The 22758-nt window shown below is 64.4% G+C and carries 22 protein-coding genes and 1 other RNA gene; 18 read left to right on the forward strand and 5 right to left on the reverse strand.

Annotated elements, in window-relative coordinates:
• Positions 1–5: 5 nt before the first annotated feature.
• Entirely contained in the window at positions 6–239 is a 234-nt protein-coding gene (locus PO605_RS21065) for a hypothetical protein (RefSeq protein ID WP_272206844.1), read from the reverse strand.
• 212 nt (positions 240–451) lie between these two features.
• On the opposite strand from PO605_RS21065, the gene PO605_RS21070 reads away from it, so the two are divergent.
• From PO605_RS21070 to PO605_RS21125, 12 genes are all read left to right on the forward strand, one after another.
• A complete protein-coding gene (locus PO605_RS21070) occupies positions 452–898 on the forward strand; it encodes a hypothetical protein (protein WP_017404165.1) in 447 nt (148 codons plus the stop codon).
• Positions 895–3051 (forward strand): DNA cytosine methyltransferase, encoded by a 2157-nt coding sequence (locus PO605_RS21075; protein WP_272206845.1) that lies wholly within the window; start codon positions 895–897, stop codon positions 3049–3051. Before PO605_RS21070 ends, PO605_RS21075 begins: the two co-directional genes overlap by 4 nt.
• A gap of 94 nt (positions 3052–3145) precedes the next feature.
• Positions 3146–4219, forward strand: coding sequence for a hypothetical protein (locus PO605_RS21080; RefSeq protein WP_272206846.1), 1074 nt, complete (start codon positions 3146–3148; stop codon positions 4217–4219).
• On the forward strand, positions 4216–4863 hold the full coding sequence (locus tag PO605_RS21085; protein ID WP_272206847.1) for a hypothetical protein: 648 nt from the start codon (positions 4216–4218) through the stop codon (positions 4861–4863). The genes PO605_RS21080 and PO605_RS21085 overlap by 4 nt, the downstream gene beginning before the upstream one ends.
• On the forward strand, positions 4860–5495 hold the full coding sequence (locus tag PO605_RS21090) for a hypothetical protein (protein ID WP_272206848.1): 636 nt from the start codon (positions 4860–4862) through the stop codon (positions 5493–5495). Before PO605_RS21085 ends, PO605_RS21090 begins: the two co-directional genes overlap by 4 nt.
• Positions 5485–6075: a hypothetical protein gene (locus tag PO605_RS21095; protein WP_272206849.1), complete on the forward strand. Its 591-nt coding sequence runs from the start codon at positions 5485–5487 to the stop codon at positions 6073–6075. Before PO605_RS21090 ends, PO605_RS21095 begins: the two co-directional genes overlap by 11 nt.
• The gene (locus PO605_RS21100) at positions 6072–6425 is read left to right on the forward strand and encodes a hypothetical protein (RefSeq protein ID WP_272206850.1); all 354 of its coding nucleotides are present in this window, start codon (positions 6072–6074) and stop codon (positions 6423–6425) included. Before PO605_RS21095 ends, PO605_RS21100 begins: the two co-directional genes overlap by 4 nt.
• Complete coding sequence (locus PO605_RS21105; RefSeq protein ID WP_272206851.1) at positions 6422–6697, forward strand: hypothetical protein; 276 nt, start codon at positions 6422–6424, stop codon at positions 6695–6697. The genes PO605_RS21100 and PO605_RS21105 overlap by 4 nt, the downstream gene beginning before the upstream one ends.
• On the forward strand, positions 6694–7170 hold the full coding sequence (locus PO605_RS21110) for a hypothetical protein (protein ID WP_272206852.1): 477 nt from the start codon (positions 6694–6696) through the stop codon (positions 7168–7170). The genes PO605_RS21105 and PO605_RS21110 overlap by 4 nt, the downstream gene beginning before the upstream one ends.
• 66 nt (positions 7171–7236) lie before the next feature.
• Positions 7237–8346: a phage Gp37/Gp68 family protein gene (locus PO605_RS21115; RefSeq protein ID WP_272206853.1), complete on the forward strand. Its 1110-nt coding sequence runs from the start codon at positions 7237–7239 to the stop codon at positions 8344–8346.
• A 275-nt stretch (positions 8347–8621) separates the two neighbouring features.
• Complete coding sequence (locus tag PO605_RS21120) at positions 8622–8828, forward strand: excisionase (protein WP_227472640.1); 207 nt, start codon at positions 8622–8624, stop codon at positions 8826–8828.
• 11 nt (positions 8829–8839) lie between these two features.
• Entirely contained in the window at positions 8840–9964 is a 1125-nt protein-coding gene (locus PO605_RS21125) for an Arm DNA-binding domain-containing protein (RefSeq protein WP_410172261.1), read from the forward strand.
• Positions 9965–10077: 113 nt separating this feature from the next.
• Here PO605_RS21125 and ssrA read toward each other — a convergent pair.
• From ssrA to ompA, 4 genes are all read right to left on the reverse strand, one after another.
• Positions 10078–10455: a transfer-messenger RNA gene (gene ssrA, locus PO605_RS21130) on the reverse strand.
• A 12-nt stretch (positions 10456–10467) separates the two neighbouring features.
• A complete protein-coding gene (locus PO605_RS21135; RefSeq protein WP_047475189.1) occupies positions 10468–11133 on the reverse strand; it encodes an HAD-IA family hydrolase in 666 nt (221 codons plus the stop codon).
• A 5-nt stretch (positions 11134–11138) separates the two neighbouring features.
• Positions 11139–11861: a bifunctional 2-polyprenyl-6-hydroxyphenol methylase/3-demethylubiquinol 3-O-methyltransferase UbiG gene (ubiG, locus tag PO605_RS21140; RefSeq protein WP_017406940.1), complete on the reverse strand. Its 723-nt coding sequence runs from the start codon at positions 11859–11861 to the stop codon at positions 11139–11141.
• An 85-nt stretch (positions 11862–11946) separates the two neighbouring features.
• The gene (gene ompA, locus PO605_RS21145; RefSeq protein ID WP_016449510.1) at positions 11947–12606 is read right to left on the reverse strand and encodes an outer membrane protein OmpA; all 660 of its coding nucleotides are present in this window, start codon (positions 12604–12606) and stop codon (positions 11947–11949) included.
• Between the two features lie 229 nt (positions 12607–12835).
• Here ompA and gyrA point away from each other — a divergent pair, with 229 nt between their 5' ends.
• The 6 genes from gyrA (at position 12836) to rpsA (ending at position 22732) form a co-directional block, all read left to right on the forward strand.
• Positions 12836–15502 (forward strand): DNA gyrase subunit A, encoded by a 2667-nt coding sequence (gene gyrA / locus PO605_RS21150; RefSeq protein WP_046238042.1) that lies wholly within the window; start codon positions 12836–12838, stop codon positions 15500–15502.
• Positions 15503–15625: 123 nt separating this feature from the next.
• Entirely contained in the window at positions 15626–16735 is a 1110-nt protein-coding gene (serC, locus tag PO605_RS21155) for a 3-phosphoserine/phosphohydroxythreonine transaminase (protein ID WP_016454363.1), read from the forward strand.
• 18 nt (positions 16736–16753) lie between these two features.
• The gene (gene pheA / locus PO605_RS21160; protein ID WP_016454364.1) at positions 16754–17854 is read left to right on the forward strand and encodes a prephenate dehydratase; all 1101 of its coding nucleotides are present in this window, start codon (positions 16754–16756) and stop codon (positions 17852–17854) included.
• Positions 17854–18732: a prephenate dehydrogenase gene (locus PO605_RS21165; RefSeq protein ID WP_016449514.1), complete on the forward strand. Its 879-nt coding sequence runs from the start codon at positions 17854–17856 to the stop codon at positions 18730–18732. The genes pheA and PO605_RS21165 overlap by 1 nt, the downstream gene beginning before the upstream one ends.
• A gap of 102 nt (positions 18733–18834) precedes the next feature.
• A complete protein-coding gene (locus PO605_RS21170) occupies positions 18835–20862 on the forward strand; it encodes a bifunctional 3-phosphoshikimate 1-carboxyvinyltransferase/cytidylate kinase (protein WP_047470532.1) in 2028 nt (675 codons plus the stop codon).
• Positions 20863–21007: 145 nt separating this feature from the next.
• Positions 21008–22732, forward strand: coding sequence for a 30S ribosomal protein S1 (rpsA, locus tag PO605_RS21175; RefSeq protein ID WP_255247313.1), 1725 nt, complete (start codon positions 21008–21010; stop codon positions 22730–22732).
• Positions 22733–22758: the final 26 nt, after the last annotated feature.

Raw genomic sequence — 22758 nt, forward strand, 5'->3', positions numbered from 1 at the left:
CTGCGTCATAGCGGCCACTCCCAATCAGCCCAACTGAAATCGGACCACAGGTCGCTTGACGGTATTTCACTTTGCTCATGATCCTTGGTTCGAAACCAATCAACCATACGATTAATTCGCACTGTGACCCTAAGCAGGATGCGCCCCCACTTGAAAGCACTAGATCGACTATTAGCACCGCCTTCAACACTTTCGTTTGCATTGCTTATCTCGTTGTTCTTGTCGGATGTCTTTTTCATTCTTATTCCTTTTTCTTATTGTTTATGTAAACCAGCGGAACGCTGACGAAAAAAGCCGCTCACGATTTCTCGCAAACGGCTTGAGATTTAATTAAACCATGGCTGTCAAGCCCCCTCACTCCATGGAGGGGAACGCATCCAATCAACACCCCAGAAGCCACCCGGCCCCAATCCGCGAGTGGCTCTTTTTTCGCCCGAAGGAATTCCAACCGATGAAGCGCGACAGAACCAGATCGATCTGGCGCGGGATGCGTGCCCGGTGCAGCAACCCGAAGCACATCAGCTATCCAAATTACGGCGGCGCTGGCGTGAGCGTCTGCGCACGCTGGGAAAGCTACGAGAACTTCCTGGCGGATATGGGCCCTGCCCCGCCGGGCCTGTCTATCGAACGCCTTGACCGAAGCCAGCCGTATTGCCTGAGCAACTGCATCTGGGCAACCCCGAAGCAGCAGGCCCGCAATCGATCGAACAACGTCCTGATCGAGTTCCGGGGCGAGTCCCTGCCCATTGCGGCCTGGGCGGAGCGCTACGGCCTGGCAGTTGGAACGTTGTGGCGGCGGCTCAAGGCGGGCGCCCCCATGGACATCGCCGTCAGCAAACCCCTTCTCCGCGGCAAGCCTTGGCGCGGCCACCAAAGACCCAGGAAAGAACGCACATGAAGCGAGACCAGTTCTCCATGGCCCTGCCATTCCCCAATGAGTTGGTGATTGACAATTTTGCCGGCGGCGGCGGCACGTCCACCGGGCTGGAAGCCGCCTTCGGCCGGCCCGTGGACATTGCCATCAACCACGACCCGGAAGCCTTGGCGATGCATGCCGCGAACCACCCGCATACGCTGCACCTGTGCGAGAGCGTGTGGGATGTGAACCCCATCCAGGTCACCGGCAACCAGCCCGTGGCCCTGGTCTGGCTGTCGCCGGACTGCAAGCACTTCTCGAAGGCCAAGGGCGGCACGCCCGTCTCGAAGCACATCCGGGGCTTGGCATGGGTGGGTATGCGCTGGGTGGCGATGTGCAAGCCCCGCGTGCTGATGCTTGAGAACGTCGAGGAGTTTCAGACCTGGGGCCCGATCCTGGTAGGCCCCGATGGCCAGGCCCGGCCGGACCCCGCGCGCCGCGGCAAGACCTTCCAGTCGTTCGTGCGCCAGCTCAAGGCCCACGGCTACCAGGTGGATTGGCGCGAGCTGCGCGCCAGCGACCACGGCACGCCCACGATCCGCAAGCGCCTGTTCCTCGTCGCCCGCCGCGACGGGCTGCCGATTGTCTGGCCCGAGCAGACGCATGCCGAGCCCACGGACCGCCGAGTGATCGCCGGCAAGCTGGCTGCGCACCGCACGGCCGCCGAGTGCATCGACTTTGACCTGCATGCCGAGAGCGTGTTCGGCCGCAAGCGTGCCCTGGTGGACAACACCATGCGCCGCGTGGCGAAGGGCCTTTGGAAGCATGTCCTCACCAGTGCCAACCCGTACATCGTCGGCGCCCAGGCGCCCTATCTCAACGAGCACGCGAACGCCAGCAACCAGCGCACCATGCCCGCCGACGCGCCGCTGCGCACCATATGCGCCCAGGTCAAGGGCGGGCACTTCAGCGTGGTGGCGCCCACGCTGGCCCCACTGCGCGGCACGTCCGAGCAGCACCTGGTCGGCCATTCCGTGGATGCTCCCCTATCCACCGTGGCGGCCAGCGGCACACACCACGCCCTGGTGGGCGCCAACCTGGTCACCATCGGCTACGGCGAGCGCGAGGGCCAGCAACCGCGCGTGCAGGACATCGATGCACCGTTGGGCACCGTGGTGGCCGGGGGCATCAAAAGCGCCCTGGCCATGGCCCACATCACCAAGTTCAACACGGGGAGCGTGGGCAGCGCCATTGATGCGCCCCTGCCGACAGTGACGGCCGGCGGCACGCCGAAGCGGCCCAGCACCGGCATCCAGATGGGAATGGTGGCCGCACACCTGGTGGACATGGGCCACGGAGAAGGACCGGCTGGCGGTAAGCGCTTCAGCCACGGCATCCGCAGCCTGGAGGTGCCGCTCAACACCGTGACCGCCAGCGGCGGCACCAGCGCGCTGGCTGCCGTCCACCTGACCCACCTCACGCACCACGGCGAACGCACCGGCAACGACCCGCGCGAACCGCTGCGCACCGTCACCGGCGCCAACCGAGGAGAGCAGGCCATGGTGGCTGCGTGCCTGGAGCAAGCCAACGGCGGGTTCTACGACGGCGACGGCCGCAGCGCGGCTGACCCCATGTCCACCATCACCTCCAGCGGCACGCAGCAGCGCCTGATCACGGCCTACCTGGTGAAGTACTACAGCGAGGGCGGCCAGGACAGCGCCTGCAGCGAGCCCATGCACACCGTGCCAACGAAGGCGCGCATGGGCTTGGTGCATACCTGCCAGGTGCCGGCCGCAACGCTGGCGCCCGAGCACGCCGAGCGGGCCCGGCTGTGCGCCGAACTGCTGCACAAGCACCTGCCCGAGCACTTCCCCAACCCCGCCGAGCTGGTGCTCATGTGGCACGCGGACCAGTGGTGGGTGCTTGTTGACATCACGCTGCGCATGCTCAAGCCGCGCGAGCTGTTCCGCGCCCAGGGCTTCCCGCGCGACTACCACTTCGAGCGCGTGCCCGACCCGGCCCTGCTGTTCCGAGGTGGCAAGCAAGCCGCCGACCCGCGTGACGTGCCCCTCATCGACCTGAGCACCACCGCACAGGTCCGCATGTGCGGCAACAGCGTCTGCCCGCCGCTGGCCGAGGCCCTGGCGCGCGCCAACTTCGCCCACGAGGCGCTGATCTATGGAGTCGCCGCTTGACCCCGACCCCACCCCCGACCTGCGAGCTGCTGCAGCGCGCAGGCCACGTCATCCAAACCACTGCAGCGCATTGGCGCATCACCAAGGAAGCCTCATGACAGCAACCACGACAACCGCACGCATTGACCCGCAGACGCAAGAAGAGCTGATGCGCCAAGCCGGCATATGGATAGAGCACTCGACGCTGATTGAAGACGATCTGCCGGCGCGGCCACTGGCGGCCGTGCAAGCCGAGAAGCATCAGCTGGACCGCTACACGCAACTGGTGGCAGACCGTGCCGCGGCGCGCGACTCGAAGTGCCTGGCCCAGATCGAGGAGCCGGCCCAGCCCGTATGCTGGATTCGGTTTTGCAGCGATGGCAGCACCGAGGGGCCGATCATGCACAGCCAGATCTGCGAAGCACGCAAGACCTCTGGCGCCTGGACGCCGCTCTACGCCGTGGCAGCTCCTGCCGCTGTGGCGCCCCAGGGCGAGTACCCGCAGCTGCCCGAAGGGGTGATGTGCATCGAGCAGGTCGGTGGGGAGGTCATCGGCCGGCCAACTGACTACGGATTCAAGCACGGTCGCGGGATTGTGCATGGCGCTGAACTCTTCACCTCTGAGCAGTTGCGCGCCTACTTCGACCTAGGCCGCCAGTCTGCCCCGGCCGCGCCCGCCCTGGAAGCGCCTGCAGCCCCTGCCGGCTGGAAGCTGGTGCCCGCGAAGCCAACAGACGCAATGCTCGGCGCCGCCCAAAAAGCATGGCTCGCAGATCCACTGCGCCGTTCATCGACTCTGTATGTCGCCGCGCTGGCGGCAGCGCCCCAGGCACCTGCTGCGCCCTCGACATGGGCGGGCCCCGTGCGCGAACTGATGGGCCACCTGTCCGACGTGCTGGGCGATGAGGCCTTCGCAAAGATCGACACCACGCGCTGGAATGCGGTGTCCGCGCTGATCGGCGGCGCCCCGGCAGCACCTGCTGCGCCTGCAGTGGATGCCAGCGACACTGACCTGCTGGATGCCATGCAGCGGCACCGCATCGCGCTCGTGCCCGAGTTCGAGGGTCCATGGGACGCTGAGATCTTCAACGATGAAGCGGAGGCGCACCCCATCGCCAGCGGCAACACCCCGCGTGAAGCCCTGCGCGCCGCTCTCGCAGCCCAGGCCAAGGAAGGCGGTGACCAATGAGCAGGAATCCGAAATGCCAACCCAACGATACGAGCCGACTGAACTGGCTCATCAAGGAAAACTGCGTTGTATGGCTGGGATCGAAGGGCTTTTGGGTCTGCTGGATCAATGACTTCGACTACGAACAATCCAGGGATCAGGAGGGCGCGTTTAAAACCGCTCGGGCGGCCATTGACGCGGCCATCGCAGCCCAGGCAGCAGCCAAGGGGGGCGGCATCGTGAGCAAAACCGAACGTCTGGGGCATGCCAATGCCCTGATCGAGATCATCAGCCGGCATGGCCGCCGCTTCTTCCGCAACCGCGAATCCGGCGCCATCGCGCGCCTGGAGCTGGATGCTAGCGGCCGGCTCTGGTGGATTGACGAATACCGGGGCTCGCGGGTCTACACGGGCAAGGTGATGGGCTATCCGCACCGCTGGCGCGGCTTCAGCCATGGGGGCACGCTGCGCTCGCTGGTGGAGGCCCTGCGAGGCTACGTCCTGCGCGGCGAGCTGCTGCACCCCGAGTACATCGCACCGAGCCGGATCGACCCTACCAACGGCGACATCTGGGGCTACGGCGCCGAGGCCGCCGCTGCAGTGCGTGCCGAGGCCCACGCCCTACCCCTTTTCCAGCGCCCCACTGGGCACAAGGAGAGCACATGAAAGAACGACCGATCCTGTTCAGCGGGCCGATGGTCCGCGCCATCCTGTCCGGGACGAAGACCCAGACGCGCCGGATTCTGAAGCTCAAGTGGGGCTTTGATTTCGAAGAGCGCGATGACGGCACCCTGTGGCCATGGGCAGAGCATCCTGACTGCGACGACGACGTGTGGATGCCTTGCCCTCAAGGAGAGATTGGCGACCGGCTCTGGGTGCGAGAGACGCACATGAACTGGTGGAAGCTGGACCCCGCAAACCCGGAAGGACCCCGCATCTTCTCGCACGTCGCCGCGTTCGCAGCCGATGGATACGAGCTGGAGCCGGGCGAGCGGTGGATTCCATCCATACACATGCTGCGCGCCGCCAGCCGCATCACGTTGGACATCAAGGCCGTGCGCGTGGAGCGCCTGCAGGACATCAGCGAGGAGGATGCCAAGGCGGAAGGCGCTCCGGGATATGAGGAAGGTCTTGACGCGCCTCCGCCTGACGGCGATCACGAATGGTCCTACCGCGCATCGTTCCAGCGCCTCTGGGAGCAGATCAACGGGCCCGGTGCATGGGCAAAGAACCCTTGGGTCTGGGTCGTGGAGTTCGAGCGCGCCCAGGCGCAGCAGAAAGGACCACATGAAGGTTGAGCGTTCAAACGCGGTCGTGCACCTCACGATCAGCGACATCATGCAATCCCACCGACTGGACCCCGTACGGGTCACGCTGGATGACATTGAGCCAGGGCGCGGCCGAATCACCATCGAGTGCTACGGCAAGGCCTGGGCGTCGTACTGGGGCGCCATGGGCGACCAGGGAATCGCGCAGTTCTTCGCCAGCTGCGATAACCACTACCTGATCAGCAACCTCGCCCCGGACCTGCACGCCAGCCGCTACAGCGCCGATGCGCTGGTGACCCTGGCACGCAAGACCATCCGTGGGCGTCGCAAGGGCACGGCCGCCTGCAGATTCGAGTACGACCCGTTGACGAAGGCGCAAGCCGAAGAGCTGATGAGGCGCGTCGATGAGCTTGCCGACTGCGAAACCGAAAGCCAGTGCTGGTCCAAGGCCGAGCTGCTGGAGGAAATCTTCGGGCCTGACGGCACCATGATGGCCGTGCAAGCCACGGAGTCGAACCCGGAATACGGCTACCTGGAACGAATCTGCAATGCGGTGCGTGAGGCCTTGCAGCAGCTCGCGCCGTCCGCAGAGAAAGGACAGACCCCGTGACCACAGCACCAACACCCTCCCGGGCCGAAGAACTGGCTCAGTGGCTGGAGCAGGACTGGGATGCCATGGGCGTGCCGGAACTGCTCGATGTGGCCAAGGCACTGCGCCGCCTGCTCGCCCAGGTCCACAAGCTGGAGATGGACGCCCTGGACCTCGCCTCCGAGAACAGCATCCTCAAGCGCCAGGAGCAGGAAGAGCTGGAGGCGCGCAAGCCGCTGCCGCCCGCGCGCGTGGATGAGCTGATGGCCGAGGCCGGCTACTTGGGTGCATCCGCCGAGAGCCGCGCGGACTTCATCAACGGCATTCGCCACGGCGAGGTCGCCCACGGCATCACCGGAGGATTGTCATGACCAAAGAGGAACTGCAGCGCCTACGCGACCTCTCCATAGCCGCCGAAGGCAGTGGGCAGTGCGTCTGCGTCAACCCGAGCGACATGCTCGGCCTGCTGGATGTAGTGACCACGATGGCGCGTGCGGTCCACGCGCTCCAAGTTATCAACCACGAACAGCGCAAGCTTCTCGATTCCACCATCTGCAGCCAAGGCCCCATTGTCGAAGCCGAGTGGCTGCGCGTGTCCAGGGTGCTGGAGGGCGCTCAAGCTGTTGTCGAAGGATCATCATGAAGATCGCCAGGCCCAGCGAACGCGACATCAACGCGGCCGGGGAACTGCTCTCCCTGTTGAACGACCTCTCCAGCGGGTACTGCCCATGGGATGGGGGCGAGGACGCCACCTACTTCGATCCTGATGACCGCAAGCACCTGCGCCGCCTCTACGACGTGCTTGACAGCCTCCTGGATCGCGCGCCTGGCTTCACCAACCGCGTGATCGGCGGCATGTGCTACGTGATCTGCTGGGACCGTAACGAAATCCTGGACCCTGCAGACGATTGCCTGGCGCTGCATCCAGACCTACTGGCCGGGCTGCGCCTGCTGCAAGCACAGCGCGCCGACTTTCTCCCACGCCTGGAGCGCGAGGCCCGCGCGGCTGTGGCCAGCACCATCGAGGCGGCGTGCGCGCGGCACCTGGCCGAAATGCGGCTGTCCTCCGACCTTGCGGCGATCCAGCGCACCACGCCCTACTGCCGGCTGCCATAGCGCCGCCGAAAACACCCGTCACCCAGCCCCGCCCTTGCGCGGGGCTTTTCATTTCTGGAGGGCCCTATGTCCGAGAACAGCAAGATCGAATGGACCGACCACACGTTCAACCCCTGGGAAGGCTGCCAGAAGGTGGGCCCAGGCTGTGACCACTGCTATGCCGAGACGCGCAATGCGCGCTTCGGCGGCGGCCAGGCCGTGAACTGGGGCCCAGGCGCACCGCGCCGCCGCACCAGCCCTGCCACCTGGGCCATGCCGCGCCGCTGGAACACTCAGGCCGATGTATTCATGGCGCAGCATGGCCGCCGCCAGCGCGTGTTCTGCGCATCGCTGGCCGACTGGGCGGACAACTCAGTGCCTATCGAATGGCTGGTGGACCTGCTCGAGCTGGTGCGCACCACGCCGCACCTCGACTGGCTGCTGCTGACCAAGCGTGTTGGCATCGTGCGGCAGCGTCTGCAGGAGGCCCACAACTGGGTGCTGGACAACTGGCCGGCCGTGGATGCGCAGCCGCTGTCGCAGTGGCTCCAGGACTGGACCGAAGACGACACCCCGCCGAGCAACGTGTGGCTGGGCGCCACCATCGTGAACCAGGCCGAGGCCGACCGCGACATCCCGAAGCTGCTGGCAGTGCCGGCGCGCGTGCGCTTCCTGAGCATGGAGCCGCTGCTGGGGCCGGTGAATCTGGAGCGTCCTCGCCCCGGGCGTGACCTTGACCAAGGCGGAGGCTCGAAGATCTGCCAGCCCTGGCTGATCCAGAGCGGAATCCATTGGGTGATCGTGGGCGGCGAGAGCGGCCCCGGCGCTCGGCCCATGCATCCAGACTGGGCCAGCAGCCTGCGCGACCAGTGCAACGCTGCCGGCGTGCCCATCTTGTTCAAGCAGTGGGGCGAGTGGAAGCCCATCAGCCAGATGGCAGAGCCCGAGCACCGGGCTCTGTACAGGTCCAACGTGCAAGCGAAGCCGCACGAGAACCAGGACAACCTGGATGACTGCTACGGCCGCAGCTGCACGGTCCCGTACACAGTCGTTCATCTGGATGGATCTGTGCACGACATCACGGAGCCGATGACATTCCTGCAGGGGACTGGCGCGATGCAGACGTTCAAGCTCGGCAAGAAGGCCGCTGGCCGGCTACTCGATGGTCGCACCTGGGATGGTGTCCCTGCGCCATGACCACGCCTGTCAATGCTTGGGAGGCTGCTGACAAGGCCTACCTGGCCCATCACTTCGCGTGTCCCGAGTGTTGCGCAGCTGGGTTCCTGCCTGGTCGGCAGGAACGTTGCCCCGCTGGACAGACGCTCTGGACTCAATACCTCAATGCCGGTACGCCGCCGCATTTCACTTGGATAAATCAACCCAGGGTGCGCGGAAAGAACCCGTTTTGAGCCCCAAATTCGGTGGATTACATGAAACACACAGTTACAGAACCTTGCGCCCCAGGAAATACCGTGCCATCCCAGGGCGCGGATTGGGTGCTTGCCACGAAATACAAGGAAATGACTGGCATCACGCCGATGACCGTCCATAACCGCCGCCGCGCCGGCATTTGGCTGGATGGCACGCATTGCGGCGTCGTGGGCAGACACCTCTATGTAAACGTAAAGGAAGCAGATCAGTGGATAAAAAACCAGCTCCATCAACTCCGGCAGGCGTGACAGTCCGGGAAATGGCCACGGGCGCTCGAATTCAGATCGCGTTCTCGTGGCACGGGCAGCAATGCCGCGAACTGCTACCCCCTGGGCCGGTCAACAAGGGCAGCATCCAGTACGCAGCAAACCTGCGCGCTGAGATCCGGCGCAAAATCACAGATGGCACGTTTGTGTATGCCGAGTACTTCCCGGCCAGTGCGAAGGCCCGCGCGCCAGATCCGCTTTCCTGCCTGATGGAAGAGATGTTGGTGAAGCAATTGGAGCTGTACCGCAAGCAGGTCGAGAACGGGAAGATGTCGCCAGCCACATTCCGTGGCTACGAAAAAAGCATCAGCGGGGAGCGCATGCGGCGATGGCATGGTCTCAAGCTCCATGAAGTCACCCCTTCCGCCCTCCGGGAGTGGATCAGCGGGATGGACTGCACCAGCAAGGCTATCCGGAACATGCTGATTCCCTTGCGCAGCGTGTTTGAAGATGCGCTGAACGACGGACTAGTCGAGTTCAATCCCTTCGATCGGCTCGCGCTCACCAAGCTCATCCGCCAGACGAGCAAGGCAAGCGACTATGTGATCCAGCCCTTCACTCAGGCGGAGCGGGAGCAGATCCTGCTGGCGTGCAGAGACGATGAGCGGCCGATGGTTCAGTTCTGGTTCAACACTGGTCTGAGGCCGGGCGAACTGCAGGCCCTCGAATGGAGACACATAGACTGGGAGAAGGCAACGGCCCGGATCGAGCAAAACCAGGTCGTGGGTGTGCTCAAGGCACCAAAGACGGCCGCAGGCATCCGCAGCGTGGACCTGAACTTCGAGGCCATGGAGGCCCTGCGAACACAGAAGGCCTACAGCATGCTCCGCGGCGCACGGGTTTGGCTCAACCCTCGGACGCTCGAGCCGTGGACAACTGATGCCCAGGTGCGCAAGACCGCATGGATGCCCATCATGCAGCGTTCCGGCATCCCATACCGGAACCCCTATCAGGTGCGGCATACCTACGCTTCTTCGATCCTGACCGCCGGTGCCAACCCGTGGTATGTCGCCCAGCAACTGGGCCACGAAGATGTGGAGATGGTCTTTCGCACCTACGGGAAGTTCATCCGCGAGGACTACCAGAAGCCCCGGGCCACGCTCCAGGCGGTGAACTGAGCCCGTGTGAATCCGGTGTGATTCCGGTGTGAATTTCAGGGCAACACAAGGCAACGAGCGGGCAAGAAAAAACGCCACACATCGGGTTCTCCGTTGTGTGGCGTTGTCTTGGATGGTGGAGCTGGCGGGAATTGAACCCGCGTCCGCAAGCCTTCGCCGGGCAGATCTACATGTTTAGCGTTCTGTTTTGAGTCTCGCCTCCCGAGTCGCGCAGGCGCACGCTACCCGGGATGCCAGCTTCCTTGGATCTTGCCACGTACTAAGAAGCCCAGCACGCAGCCAGCTGATGTGAATTCCCTTGCAGCCGGGAGGTATTGCTACCCCCTTGCCCAGCCCATCAGCGTGCTGTTGCAAGGCTCACCGGATTTAAGCGGCGAGTGCGAAACGTTCGTCGTTTGCAGTTAGTTTTTTGAATGGAGATTTACGAGCGTCAATCAAGCTCGACATGCACCACACCGGTCCCGAACCCACGTCGAAACCAGGACAGCCCCAAGGCTCCTATCTTAGCCTCTTTCCAGCAGTTTCAAGAGCTCCAGCGGAGAATTGATTTGCGCATCCGCCTGCCAGTGCAGCGTATCGCCGGCTGCGCCAAGGTAGCCGTAGCAAGCCGCCACGGTCTTCATGCCTGCGGCCTTGCCTGCAACGATGTCGCGCTCGTCGTCACCGACATAGACAAAACTCTCGGGAGGAAGGCCGATACGCGCGGCAGCCTCCAGCAAGGGTGCAGGATGGGGCTTTGCGTGGGGCGTGGTGTCGCCGCTGACGACGGCTGACGCAGTTGCGAACAGCGGCATCTGTTGCGTCAGCGGATCGGTAAAGCGCATGGACTTGTTCGTGACCACGCCCCAGGGCATGGACACAGCCTGGAGTCGTGCAATCAGTTCCTCGACACCCTCGAACGCATAGGTGCGCTCTGTCATGCATTGCTCGTAGTTGCGGAAGAACTCCTCGCGCATCTGCGCAAACTCGGGCGAGTCGGGCGTGAGCCCGAACCCCACCCCCAGCATGCCCCGCGCCCCCGCGCCCGCCATGGGTCGATATCGCTCATAGGGAATTGAAGGCATCCCCCGATCCGTACGCATCCTGTCTGCGGCTGCAACCAGGTCTGGTGCACTGTCGATCAAGGTGCCGTCCAGATCGAACAGCACGGCTCGGACTTCTTTCCACATGCGGCTTACCCTTCGGCCCGGCGCGTGGCCAGCATGTAGTTCACAGATGTGTCTGCACTGAGCCAGTAGCGCCCGGTGATGGGGTTGTGCTGCAGGCCCTTGCTGGCCTGCAGATCAAGGCCAGCCTGACGGGCGAACATGGCGAGTTCGCTGGGCTGGATCAGTTTCGCGTACTCATGCGTTCCCTTGGGAATCATCTTGAGCAGGTATTCTGCCGCGACGATGGCCAGACCGAAGGCCTTTGCACTGCGGTTGATCGTGGAGAAGAACACCCAGCCGCCAGGCTTGACCAGCTCAGCACAGGCCGACACCACGGAGGCGGGATCGGGCACATGCTCCAGCATCTCCATGCAGGTCACCACATCAAAGGAACCAGGCTGCTCCTGGGCCAGACGCTCCACACTCACTTCGTGGTAGTGAATGTTGGGCGTACCCGTCTCCAGTGCATGCAGCTGGGCCACGCGCAATGCCTTGGTGGCCAGATCGATGCCAACCACTTCGCGCGCACCCTTGCGCGCCATGGAGTCGGCAAGGATGCCGCCGCCACACCCGACATCCAGAATTCTGCGCCCCTTCAAGGGAACTTGCGCATCGATCCAGTCCAGCCGCAGCGGATTGATCTGATGCAGGGGTTTGAACTCACTTTCCGGGTCCCACCAGCGATGGGCCAGGCTGGAGAATTTCTCCAGCTCCGCCGGGTCGGCGTTGAGGTTGATTGCGTTGCTCATGGCGTCGATTGTCGGCGATTGCGGCGACCGTTCAGCCATAAAAAAAGCCCCGTTGCCGGGGCTTTTGCGAGAAGCAATCGAAAGATTACTGGGCGGCGCGGGTGCCGACCACTTCGATTTCCACGCGACGGTTCTTCGCGCGGCCTTCCTTGGTCTTGTTGTCGGCGATAGGCTGCTTTTCGCCCTTGCCTTCGGTGTAGACGCGGTTCTTTTCGATGCCCTTGGACACCAGGTAAGCCTTCACGGCTTCAGCGCGGCGAACCGACAGCTTCTGGTTGTAGGCGTCAGAGCCAACGGAGTCGGTGTGACCCACGGCGATGACCACTTCCAGGTTGATGCCCTTGACCTTGGAGGCCAGGTCGTCCAGCTTGGCCTTGCCTTCGGGCTTCAGAACCGACTTGTCGAAGTCGAAGAAAGCGTCGGCAGAGAAGGTCACCTTGGAGGCCACGGCCGGAGCGGGTGCCGGTGCGGGTGCGGGAGTTGCCGGAGCGGGCGTTGCGGCGGGAGCCACAGCGGCGGCCACAGGCTTCAGAGCGCCGTCGCAGTCAGCAGCTGCAGTGGCGGGCGTCCAGTTGGCATCGCGCCAGCACAGTTCGTTCGTGCCGTTCTTCCACACCAGTTCGCTGGTGCCGTTTTGCCAGTTGTCGATGGTCTTGCCACCGTCAGCAGCCTTCACTTGTGCGCCAGCGGCCGTTGCGAGGGCGGCAGAGGCAAACAACATCGCCACTTTGTTCAGTTTCTTCATGGTTCTCCTCTTGGGGAAAAAGCCGCAGCAGGGCTGCGAATCTGTGGACGTCATCAGTGACCATCACCAAAAACGTTGAATTGATTGTGCCATACGTCACATGCAGACGGACCGCCAAGCGGGGGCCAACAAGTAGGACAGCGGCGGAATTCCAGGGTTATGTTGCTCGGCTGCTACACGTCATTCGACCTAAAATGGGCCTTTTCCCGCCGTCAGAGTATCGCCACACATGACCCAGTTTGCTAAAGAAACCCTGCCCATCAGCCTCGAAGAGGAGATGCGTCGCAGCTATCTCGATTACGCAATGAGCGTGATCGTGGGCCGGGCGCTGCCCGATGCGCGAGATGGTCTCAAGCCTGTGCATCGGCGCGTGCTTTTTGCCATGCACGAGCTCAACAACGACTGGAACCGGCCGTACAAGAAGTCGGCGCGTATCGTCGGTGATGTGATCGGTAAATACCACCCGCACGGCGACAGTGCGGTGTACGACACCATCGTGCGCATGGCGCAGGATTTCTCGCTGCGCCACATGCTGGTGGACGGTCAGGGCAACTTCGGTTCGGTGGACGGGGACAGCGCGGCGGCGATGCGTTACACCGAAATCCGCCTGTCCAAGATTGCCCATGAAATGCTGGGCGATATCGACAAGGAAACGGTCGATTACGGCCCGAACTACGACGGCAGCGAGCGCGAGCCGCTGGTGCTGCCTGCGCGGCTGCCCAATCTGCTGGTCAACGGTTCCTCGGGCATTGCCGTGGGCATGGCCACCAATATTCCACCGCACAACCTCAACGAGGTGGTGGACGCCTGCCTGCACCTGCTGCAGACGCCCCAGGCCACCATCGACGAGCTGATGGAGATCATCCCCGCGCCCGACTTCCCGACGGCCGGCATCATCTATGGCATCAACGGTGTCAAGGAGGGCTATCGCACGGGTCGCGGACGCGTGGTGATGCGTGCCAAGTGCCACTTCGAGGACATCGACCGCGGCCAGCGCCAGGCCATCATCGTCGATGAGCTGCCCTACCAGGTCAACAAGAAGACGCTGCAGGAGCGCATGGCCGAGCTGGTGCACGAAAAGAAGATCGAGGGCATCAGCCACATCCAGGACGAGTCCGACAAGTCGGGCATGCGCCTGGTGATCGAGCTCAAGCGCGGCGAAGTGCCCGAGGTCGTGCTCAACAACCTGTACAAGCTGACCCAGCTGCAAGACACCTTCGGCATGAACATGGTGGCGCTGGTCGATGGCCAGCCCAAGCTGTGCAATCTGAAGGATCTGGTCGAGGTCTTCCTGCAGCACCGCCGCGAAGTGGTCACGCGCCGCACGGTCTATGAACTGCGCAAGGCGCGCGAGCGCGGCCATGTGCTGGAAGGCCTGGCGGTCGCGCTGGCCAACATCGACGACTTCATCGCCATCATCCGCAACGCGCCCACGCCACCTGTGGCCAAGGCCGAGCTGATGACGCGCAACTGGGACAGCAAGCTGGTGCGCGAGATGCTGACGCGCACCCGTACCGACGGCGGCGTGGTCAATGCCGACGACTACCGCCCCGATGGCCTGGAGCGCGAATTCGGCATGCAGGCAGATGGACTGTACCGCCTGTCCGAGACCCAGGCCCAGGAAATCCTGCAGATGCGCCTGCAGCGCCTGACCGGCCTGGAGCAGGACAAGATCGTCGCCGAGTACAAGGACGTGATGTCCGTCATCGAGGACCTGCTGGACATCCTGTCCAAGCCCGAGCGCGTGTCGGCCATCATTGGCGACGAACTCAAGCAGATCAAGGCCGAGTTCGGCCAGAGCAAGGTCGGAGCCCGCCGCAGCACGGTCGAGTACAGCGCGCAGGACCTGTCCACCGAGGACCTGATCACGCCCACCGACATGGTGGTCACGCTCAGCCACACGGGCTACATCAAGAGCCAGCCGCTGTCCGAGTACCGCTCGCAAAAGCGCGGCGGCCGCGGCAAGCAGGCCACGGCCACCAAGGAAGACGACTGGATCGATCAGCTGTTCATCGCCAACACGCACGACTACCTGCTGTGCTTCTCGAACCGCGGCCGCCTGTACTGGCTCAAGGTCTGGGAAGTGCCCGCAGGTTCGCGCGGCTCGCGCGGACGCCCCATCGTCAACATGTTCCCTCTGCAGGATGGCGAGAAGATCAACGTGGTGCTGCCGCTGACGGGCGAGTACCGCAGCTTCCCGGCCGACCACTATGTGTTCATGTCCACCAGCATGGGCACCGTGAAGAAGACGGCGCTGGACGAGTTCTCCAACCCGCGCAAGGCCGGCATCATCGCCGTGGGCCTGGACGAGGGCGACTTCCTGATCGGCGCAGCCCTCACCGACGGCAAGCATGACGTAATGCTGTTCAGCGACGGCGGCAAGGCCGTTCGATTCGACGAAAACGACGTGCGCCCCATGGGCCGCAATGCGCGTGGCGTCAAGGGCATGACCCTGGAAGAGGGCCAGAGCGTGATCGCGATGCTGGTGGCCGAGGACGAATCGCAAAGCGTGCTCACGGCCACGGAAAACGGCTACGGCAAGCGCACGTCCATCGTCGAGTACACGCGCCATGGCCGAGGCACCAAGGGCATGATCGCCATCCAGCAGTCCGAGCGCAACGGCAAGGTGGTCGCCGCCACCCTGGTCCACGCCGATGACGAAATCATGCTGATCACCGACACTGGCGTGCTGGTGCGCACCCGGGTGTCGGAAATCCGCGAGCTGGGCCGAGCCACCCAGGGCGTGACGCTGATCTCGCTGGACGAAGGCGCCAAGCTGGGCGGCCTGCAGCGCATCGTCGAAAACGATGCCAACGAAGTCGAGGGCGAGGCCACGGGCGAGGAAGCCCCGGGCGGCGACGAAGCCGCTGCCGAAGGCACGGGCGAGCCCGCATGATGACCCGGCCGCCGCTGGGGCTGCCTCCCACACCGGGAGCGCAGCCGTAGCGGCGGCCCAGATTTTTGACAGTTGCAGGCCCTGCCCGACCTGGCGCCTGCGCGTGACTTGACAGTGAACTCCATGAACCGCCCTTACAACTTCTCCGCCGGCCCTGCCGCCATTCCCGCCGAAGTGCTGCAGCAGGCAGCCGCCGAAATGCTCGACTGGCACGGGTCCGGCATGAGCGTGATGGAGATGAGCCACCGCGGCAAGGAGTTCATCTCCATCTACGAACAGGCCGAGGCCGATCTGCGCGAGCTGCTGGCCGTGCCGCCCGAATTCAAGATCCTGTTCATGCAGGGCGGCGGCCTGGCCGAGAACGCCATCGTTCCGCTGAACCTGTCGCGCGCCGGCACGGTGGACTTCGTGCTCAGCGGCAGCTGGAGCCAGAAGTCGGCCAAGGAAGCACGCAAGTACGTGGCCGATGCACACATCGCAGCCAGCGGCGAGGACAGCCAATTCACCACCCTGCCCGCCCCCGAAAGCTGGCAACTGAGCCGTGGCGCCAGCTACGTGCACATCTGCAGCAACGAAACCATCCATGGCGTGGAGTTCCAGGAACTGCCCGACCTGAAGGCGCTGGGCTGCGATGCTCCGCTGGTGGTGGATTTCTCCTCGCACGTGGCCTCGCGCCCCGTCGATTGGAGCCGCGTGGGCCTGGCCTTTGGCGGTGCGCAAAAGAACCTGGGCCCGGCCGGCCTGACCCTGGTCATCGTGCGTGAGGACCTGCTGGGCCACGCCCTGCCCGCCTGCCCTTCGGCTTTCGACTACAAGACCGTGGCCGACAACCAGTCGATGTACAACACGCCGCCCACCTGGGGCATCTACATCGCGGGCCTGACCTTCCAGTGGATCAAGCGCCAGACCGAAGGCGGCCTGACCGGCGTGGCGGCCCTGCAGGCGCGCAATATCGCCAAGGCCGACCTGTTCTACCAGTACGTGGACCAGTCCTCGTTCTACGTGAACAAGGTCGCTGCCAATTGCCGCTCGCGCATGAACATCCCTTTCTTCCTGCGCGACGAGTCGCGCAATGACGCCTTCCTGGCCGGAGCCCGGGAACGCGGCCTGCTGCAGCTCAAGGGCCACAAGTCCGTCGGCGGCATGCGTGCCAGCATCTACAACGCCATGCCCATCGCTGGCGTGCAGGCGCTGGTGGAGTACATGCGCGAATTCGAACAGCGCAACGCCTGACCGACCACACCCCCTTCCATGAGCACCCCACCCCAAGCCTCTCCCGATCTGGCGCATCTGCGCGTGCAGATCGACGATATCGACCAGCAACTGCTGGATCTGCTGAACCGACGCGCCCGCGTGGCCGAGCAGGTCGGCGAGGTCAAGAAGCGGGAAGGCACGCCCTTCTTCCGCCCTGACCGCGTGGCCCAGGTCATCCAGAAGATCGAGTCCGCCAACCCCGGCCCGCTCAAGAACGCCCATGTCTCGGCCATCTGGCGCGAGATCATGTCGGCCTGCCTGGCACTGGAGTCACCCCAGCGCGTGGCCGTGCTGGGCCCGGCGGGCACGTTCTGCGAGGAAGCGGCCATCCAGTATTTCGGCGGCGCGGCCGACCTGATGTACTGCAACAGCTTCGACGAGGTCTTCCACGCCACGGCCGCGGGCAGCGCGCAGTACGGAGTGGTGGGCGTGGAGAACTCCAACGAAGGCGTGGTCACGCGCTCGCTGGACATGTTCCTGCATACGCCCTGCCACGTGGTGGGAGAGGTCAGCCTGCTGGTGCGCCACAACCTGCTGCGCAGCACCAACACGACCGAAGGCATCAAGGTGGTTGCAGCTCACCCCCAGGCCCTGGCCCAATGTCAGGGCTGGCTGTCCAAGCATCTGCCACATGCCGAACGCCGCCCGGTGTCCAGCAACGCCGAAGGCGCCCGCCTGGCGGCGCTGCACCCCGACATCGCCGGCCTGGCCAGCGAACGCGCGGCCCAGCAATTCGGCCTGCACGTGGTGGCGCATGCCATTCAGGACGATGCCTACAACCGTACGCGCTTCGCCGTCATCTGCCTGCCGCATACGCTGGCGACGCCCGCACCCAGCGGGCAGGATTGCACCAGCATCATCATCTCCGTGCCCAACCGTCCCGGCGCCGTGCATGACCTGCTGGTACCGCTCAAGCGGCACGGCGTCTCCATGACGCGCTTCGAATCGCGCCCCGCACGCACCGGCCAGTGGGAGTACTACTTCTACATCGACCTCGAAGGTCACCCGGCCCAGCCCAACGTGGCCAGCGCGCTGCAGGAGCTGCGCGAGCTGTGCGCCTTCTACAAGGTGCTGGGCACCTATCCGGTCTCCAAGTGATGCAGCCGTTCGAACAACTGGGGTTGATCGGCTGCGGCCTCATGGGCGGCTCGTTCGCGCTGGCGCTCAAGCAGGCCGGGCTGGTCAAGCGTGTCGTGGGCTACAGCAAATCCCCGTCTACCACCGAGCGCGCACGCCAGATGGGCGTCATCGATGTGGAGGCACCCTCGGCCCTGCTGGCCGCCGCCGGCGCAGACCTGGTGCTGCTGGCGGTGCCCGTGGCGGCCACCGAGGCCACGCTCAAGTCCATCAAGCACCTGGTCACGCCCGGGATGATGATCATGGACGTGGGCTCCACCAAGGTCGATGTGGTGCATGCCGCCCGCTCGGCATTGCGCGACCAGCTCGGCTCCTTCGTGCCGGCCCATCCCATTGCGGGCAAGGAAGTCTCGGGCGTCGAGCATTCCGACCCCCAGCTGTACAAGGGCGCACAGGTCATCCTGACGCCCACGGAACGCACACTGACCGAGCACCTGCAAAAGGCCCAGTCCCTGTGGGAGCTGCTGGGCTGCCGCGTGCGCGCCATGTCGCCAGAAGCCCACGACAGCGCCTTTGCCACGGTCAGCCACCTGCCGCATCTGCTGGCCTTCGCCATGATGCAAAGCGTGATCACCCAGCCCGATTCCGATGAGGTGCTGTCCCTGGCCGGCCCCGGCTTCCGTGACTTCACGCGCATTGCAGCAGGCGACCCCAAGATGTGGCGCGATGTGCTGCTGGCCAACAGCGAACAGGTGCTGGCGCAGTCGCGCCAGTTCCAGCAGGCGCTGCAGCAACTCGAATGCCTGATCCAGGCCGGCGACGGCCAAGGCCTGGAAGACCACCTGACCCTGGCCAGCGCGGCGCGTGCCCACTGGCGCATGGGCGTACCGCGCCGCTGACGCGCAACGCCGGCCGCGCTCCAAGCGCCCCCGAGCGCATCTGTGGATTGCGGCCAGCGCGGCCGCAATGCCTTCCGACAGCCTGTTTGCCTCCGAATTGCCATGTTCAGTACCGCCTTCCTCGATATCCCCCCTCTTTCCCGCGCTCAGGGCACGGTGAGCCTGCCAGGCTCCAAGAGCATCTCGAACCGCGTGCTGCTGCTGGCAGCGCTGAGCCAGGGCACGACCGTGGTCCACGACCTGCTTGACTCGGACGACACGCGCGTCATGCTCCAGGCCCTGCAGCAACTGGGCTGCACGGTGGAGCCCGCGACCATCACCCTCGGCAAGCCTGTGCGCATCACCGGCCTGGGCGGCGTCCTGCCCTCCGGCGCCAGTGCCGAGCTGTTCATGGGCAACGCCGGCACGGCCATGCGGCCGCTGACGGCAGCCCTGTCCGTGCTGGGCGGCGACTTCCAACTCAGCGGTGTGCCGCGCATGCATGAGCGCCCCATCGGCGATCTGGTCGATGCGCTGCGACAGCTCGGCTGCCGCATCGACTACCTGGGCAACGAGGGCTTTCCTCCGCTGCACATCCGCCAGCCCGATTTCTCGCAGCTGCCGCACAGCCCCATCCAGGTGCGTGGCGATGTCTCCAGCCAGTTCCTGACCTCGCTGTTGATGGCACTGCCGCTGCTGGCCACCACGCGCGACATCACCATCGAAGTCGTGGGCGAGCTGATCTCCAAGCCCTACATCCATATCACGCTGGAGTTGCTGGCCCGCTTCGGCATCGCCGTGCACAACGAGAACTGGCAGCGCTTCACCATCCCGGCCGGCAGTCGCTACCGCTCGCCGGGCGAGATCCATGTCGAGGCAGACGCCTCGTCGGCCAGCTACTTCATCGCACTGGGCGCCATCGCCTCGGACAGCGCCGAAGGCATCCGTATCCTCGGCGTGGGACTGGATTCCATCCAGGGCGATATCCGCTTTGTCGAAGCCGCGCGCGCAATGGGCGCCGAGGTGGAGGGAGGCCCGAACTGGCTGCGCATCCGCCGTGGCGCCTGGCCGCTCAAGGCCATCGACCTGGACTGCAACCACATCCCCGATGCCGCCATGACGCTGGCCGTCATGGCTCTGTATGCCGATGGCACGACCACGCTGCGCAACATCGCAAGCTGGCGCGTCAAGGAGACCGACCGCATCGCGGCCATGACCAAGGAGCTGCGCAAGCTGGGCGCCGAAGTCGAGGAAGGCGCGGACTTCATCCGCGTCACACCACCCGCATCCACCGCCGCATGGCGCGCGGCCAGCATCCACACCTACGACGATCACCGGGTGGCCATGTGCTTCTCGCTGGCGGCCTTCAACCCGGCCGCCCTGCCGGTGCGCATCGAAGACCCCAAGTGCGTCGCCAAGACCTTCCCCGACTACTTCGAGGCCCTGTTCTCGGTCTGCGAGACGGCCCGTGCGTGCATCCCCGTGATCTGCATCGATGGCCCCACCGCCTCCGGCAAAGGAACCATCGCCGCCGAGGTGGCCGAGGCCCTGGGCTACCACCTGCTGGACTCAGGCGCGCTGTACCGCCTCACAGGACTGGCCGCGTCGCGGGCCGGCATGGTGCTGGACGAATCCCACGCCCCGCAGATTGCCGCGCTGGCGCGCGCGCTGCCCGTGCGCTTTGATGCCGAGCAGCGCATCTGGCTGGGCGACGAGGATGTCACCTTGATCCTGCGCAGCGAGGAGTCGGGCATGAACGCCTCGCGCGTCTCGGCCCTGCCGGCCGTGCGCGATGCACTGGTGGACCTGCAACTGTCCTTCCAGCAGCTGCCGGGGCTGGTCGCCGACGGCCGCGACATGGGCACGGTGATCTTTCCCCATGCTCCCCTCAAGGTCTATTTGTCGGCCTCCGCCGCCTGTCGCGCCGAGCGCCGGCATAAGCAGTTGATTTCCAAAGGAATTGCCGCTAACATAAGCGCCCTTCGGGCAGACCTTGAAGCACGCGATGCGCGGGACATGAACCGCAGCGTTGCACCCCTCAAGCCCGCCCAGGATTCCATGCTGCTTGACAGCTCCGAGCTTTCCATCGAAGAGGTGGCAGAGCAGGTGCTTTCATGGTGGCAGGAACGCCAGCCGTTCGGCCGCGACTGATTGCCAGTTGCGCCGCACGGTCGGCAACCCGCCCTCAGGGCCCAGACATGGCGGCACCGCCCCGTGTACGGCCCGAGGTTCATAGACTCCAACCCCGTGGTTGAACCCACAACACCTCCGCAAACAGTCCTAGAAACGCTTGGCAATGGTGCCAACGGAAACCTGTTTGCGGGCAAGGAAATACATGTCTGAATCTTTTGCCTCCCTGTTTGAAGAATCGCTGCAACGCACGGAAATGCGTCCTGGCGAGGTCATCACCGCTGAAGTCGTGCGCGTCGAGCACAACTTCGTCGTCGTGAACGCTGGCCTGAAGTCGGAAGCCTATGTGCCGATCGACGAATTCAAGAACGACCAGGGAGAAATCGAAGTCCAGGTGGGCGACTTTGTGTCGGTCGCCATCGGCTCGATCGAAAACGGCTACGGCGACACCATCCTGTCGCGCGACACCGCCAAGCGCCTGGCCTCGTGGCTGGCTCTGGAAAAGGCCCTGGAATCGGGCGAATTCGTGACCGGCACGACCTCCGGCAAGGTCAAGGGCGGTCTGACGGTGCTGGTCAACGGCATCCGCGCCTTCCTGCCCGGTTCGCTGATCGACACCCGTCCGATCAAGGACCTGACTCCGTACGAAAACAAGACGATGGAGTTCAAGGTCATCAAGCTGGACCGCAAGCGCAACAACGTGGTGCTGAGCCGCCGCGCCGTGGTCGAAGCCTCGATGGGCGAAGAGCGCGCCAAGCTGATGGAGACGCTGAAGGAAGGCGCCATCGTTCAAGGCGTGGTCAAGAACATCACCGAATACGGTGCGTTCGTGGACCTGGGCGGCATCGACGGCCTGCTGCACATCACCGACATGGCATGGCGCCGCGTGCGTCATCCTTCGGAAGTCGTGCAGGCTGGCCAGGAAATCACGGCCAAGATCCTCAAGTTCGACACCGAGAAGAACCGTGTCTCGCTGGGTCTGAAGCAAATGGGCGACGACCCGTGGATGGGCGTTTCGCGCCGCTACCCCTCGAGCACCCGCCTGTTCGGCAAGGTCACGAACATTGCCGACTACGGCGCGTTCGTCGAGCTGGAACCCGGCATCGAAGGCCTGGTGCACGTCTCCGAAATGGACTGGACCAACAAGAACATTGCTCCGACCAAGCTCGTGACCCTGGGTGACGAAGTCGAAGTCATGGTGCTGGAGATCGACGAAGACAAGCGTCGCATCTCGCTGGGCATGAAGCAGTGCAAGGCCAACCCCTGGCAAGAGTTCGCGCAGAACACCAAGCGCGGCGACCGCGTCAAGGGCCCGATCAAGTCGATCACCGACTTCGGCGTGTTCGTGGGTCTGGCTGCCGGCATCGACGGCCTGGTGCACCTGTCCGACCTGTCCTGGAACGAGCCCGGCGAAGCTGCCGTGCGCAACTACAAGAAGGGCCAGGAAGTCGAAGCCATCGTGCTGGCCGTGGACGTCGAGCGCGAGCGCATCTCCCTGGGCATCAAGCAACTGGACAGCGATCCCTTCACGACCTTCGTGACCGTGAACGACAAGGGCCAGATCGTGTCGGGCAAGGTCAAGACGGTGGACGCACGCGGTGCTGAAATCGACCTGGGCGAAGACATCGTCGGCTACCTGCGCGCTTCGGAAATCGCCGTTGACCGCGTGGAAGATGCCCGCTCGGTGCTGAAGGAAGGCGACGAGATCACCGCCGTGGTGGTCAATGTGGATCGCAAGACCCGCAACATCCAGCTGTCGATCAAGGCCAAGGACCAGGTTGACCAGCAAGAAGCCATGGCTTCCCTGTCCGCCCAGTCGGCCAAGGAAAACGCCGGCACGACCAGCCTGGGCGCCCTGCTGCGCGCCAAGCTGGACAACTCCGACAAGTAATCAGCAGCCAGTCTGCTGACCGCTGA

Origin of the sequence: Delftia sp. DT-2, from assembly GCF_028401915.1 — a bacterium.
Lineage (GTDB): Bacteria > Pseudomonadota > Gammaproteobacteria > Burkholderiales > Burkholderiaceae_C > Comamonas > Comamonas tsuruhatensis.

Coding starts and splice junctions, on each gene's coding strand:
- PO605_RS21065 (WP_272206844.1), bottom strand. CDS start 239: ATGAAAAAGACATCCGACAAGAACAACGAGATAAGCAATGCAAACGAA.
- PO605_RS21070 (WP_017404165.1), top strand. CDS start 452: ATGAAGCGCGACAGAACCAGATCGATCTGGCGCGGGATGCGTGCCCGG.
- PO605_RS21075 (WP_272206845.1), top strand. CDS start 895: ATGAAGCGAGACCAGTTCTCCATGGCCCTGCCATTCCCCAATGAGTTG.
- PO605_RS21080 (WP_272206846.1), top strand. CDS start 3,146: ATGACAGCAACCACGACAACCGCACGCATTGACCCGCAGACGCAAGAA.
- PO605_RS21085 (WP_272206847.1), top strand. CDS start 4,216: ATGAGCAGGAATCCGAAATGCCAACCCAACGATACGAGCCGACTGAAC.
- PO605_RS21090 (WP_272206848.1), top strand. CDS start 4,860: ATGAAAGAACGACCGATCCTGTTCAGCGGGCCGATGGTCCGCGCCATC.
- PO605_RS21095 (WP_272206849.1), top strand. CDS start 5,485: ATGAAGGTTGAGCGTTCAAACGCGGTCGTGCACCTCACGATCAGCGAC.
- PO605_RS21105 (WP_272206851.1), top strand. CDS start 6,422: ATGACCAAAGAGGAACTGCAGCGCCTACGCGACCTCTCCATAGCCGCC.
- PO605_RS21110 (WP_272206852.1), top strand. CDS start 6,694: ATGAAGATCGCCAGGCCCAGCGAACGCGACATCAACGCGGCCGGGGAA.
- PO605_RS21115 (WP_272206853.1), top strand. CDS start 7,237: ATGTCCGAGAACAGCAAGATCGAATGGACCGACCACACGTTCAACCCC.
- PO605_RS21125 (WP_410172261.1), top strand. CDS start 8,840: ATGGCCACGGGCGCTCGAATTCAGATCGCGTTCTCGTGGCACGGGCAG.
- PO605_RS21135 (WP_047475189.1), bottom strand. CDS start 11,133: ATGTGGAAAGAAGTCCGAGCCGTGCTGTTCGATCTGGACGGCACCTTG.
- ubiG (WP_017406940.1), bottom strand. CDS start 11,861: ATGAGCAACGCAATCAACCTCAACGCCGACCCGGCGGAGCTGGAGAAA.
- ompA (WP_016449510.1), bottom strand. CDS start 12,606: ATGAAGAAACTGAACAAAGTGGCGATGTTGTTTGCCTCTGCCGCCCTC.
- gyrA (WP_046238042.1), top strand. CDS start 12,836: ATGACCCAGTTTGCTAAAGAAACCCTGCCCATCAGCCTCGAAGAGGAG.
- serC (WP_016454363.1), top strand. CDS start 15,626: ATGAACCGCCCTTACAACTTCTCCGCCGGCCCTGCCGCCATTCCCGCC.
- pheA (WP_016454364.1), top strand. CDS start 16,754: ATGAGCACCCCACCCCAAGCCTCTCCCGATCTGGCGCATCTGCGCGTG.
- PO605_RS21165 (WP_016449514.1), top strand. CDS start 17,854: ATGCAGCCGTTCGAACAACTGGGGTTGATCGGCTGCGGCCTCATGGGC.
- PO605_RS21170 (WP_047470532.1), top strand. CDS start 18,835: ATGTTCAGTACCGCCTTCCTCGATATCCCCCCTCTTTCCCGCGCTCAG.
- rpsA (WP_255247313.1), top strand. CDS start 21,008: ATGGTGCCAACGGAAACCTGTTTGCGGGCAAGGAAATACATGTCTGAA.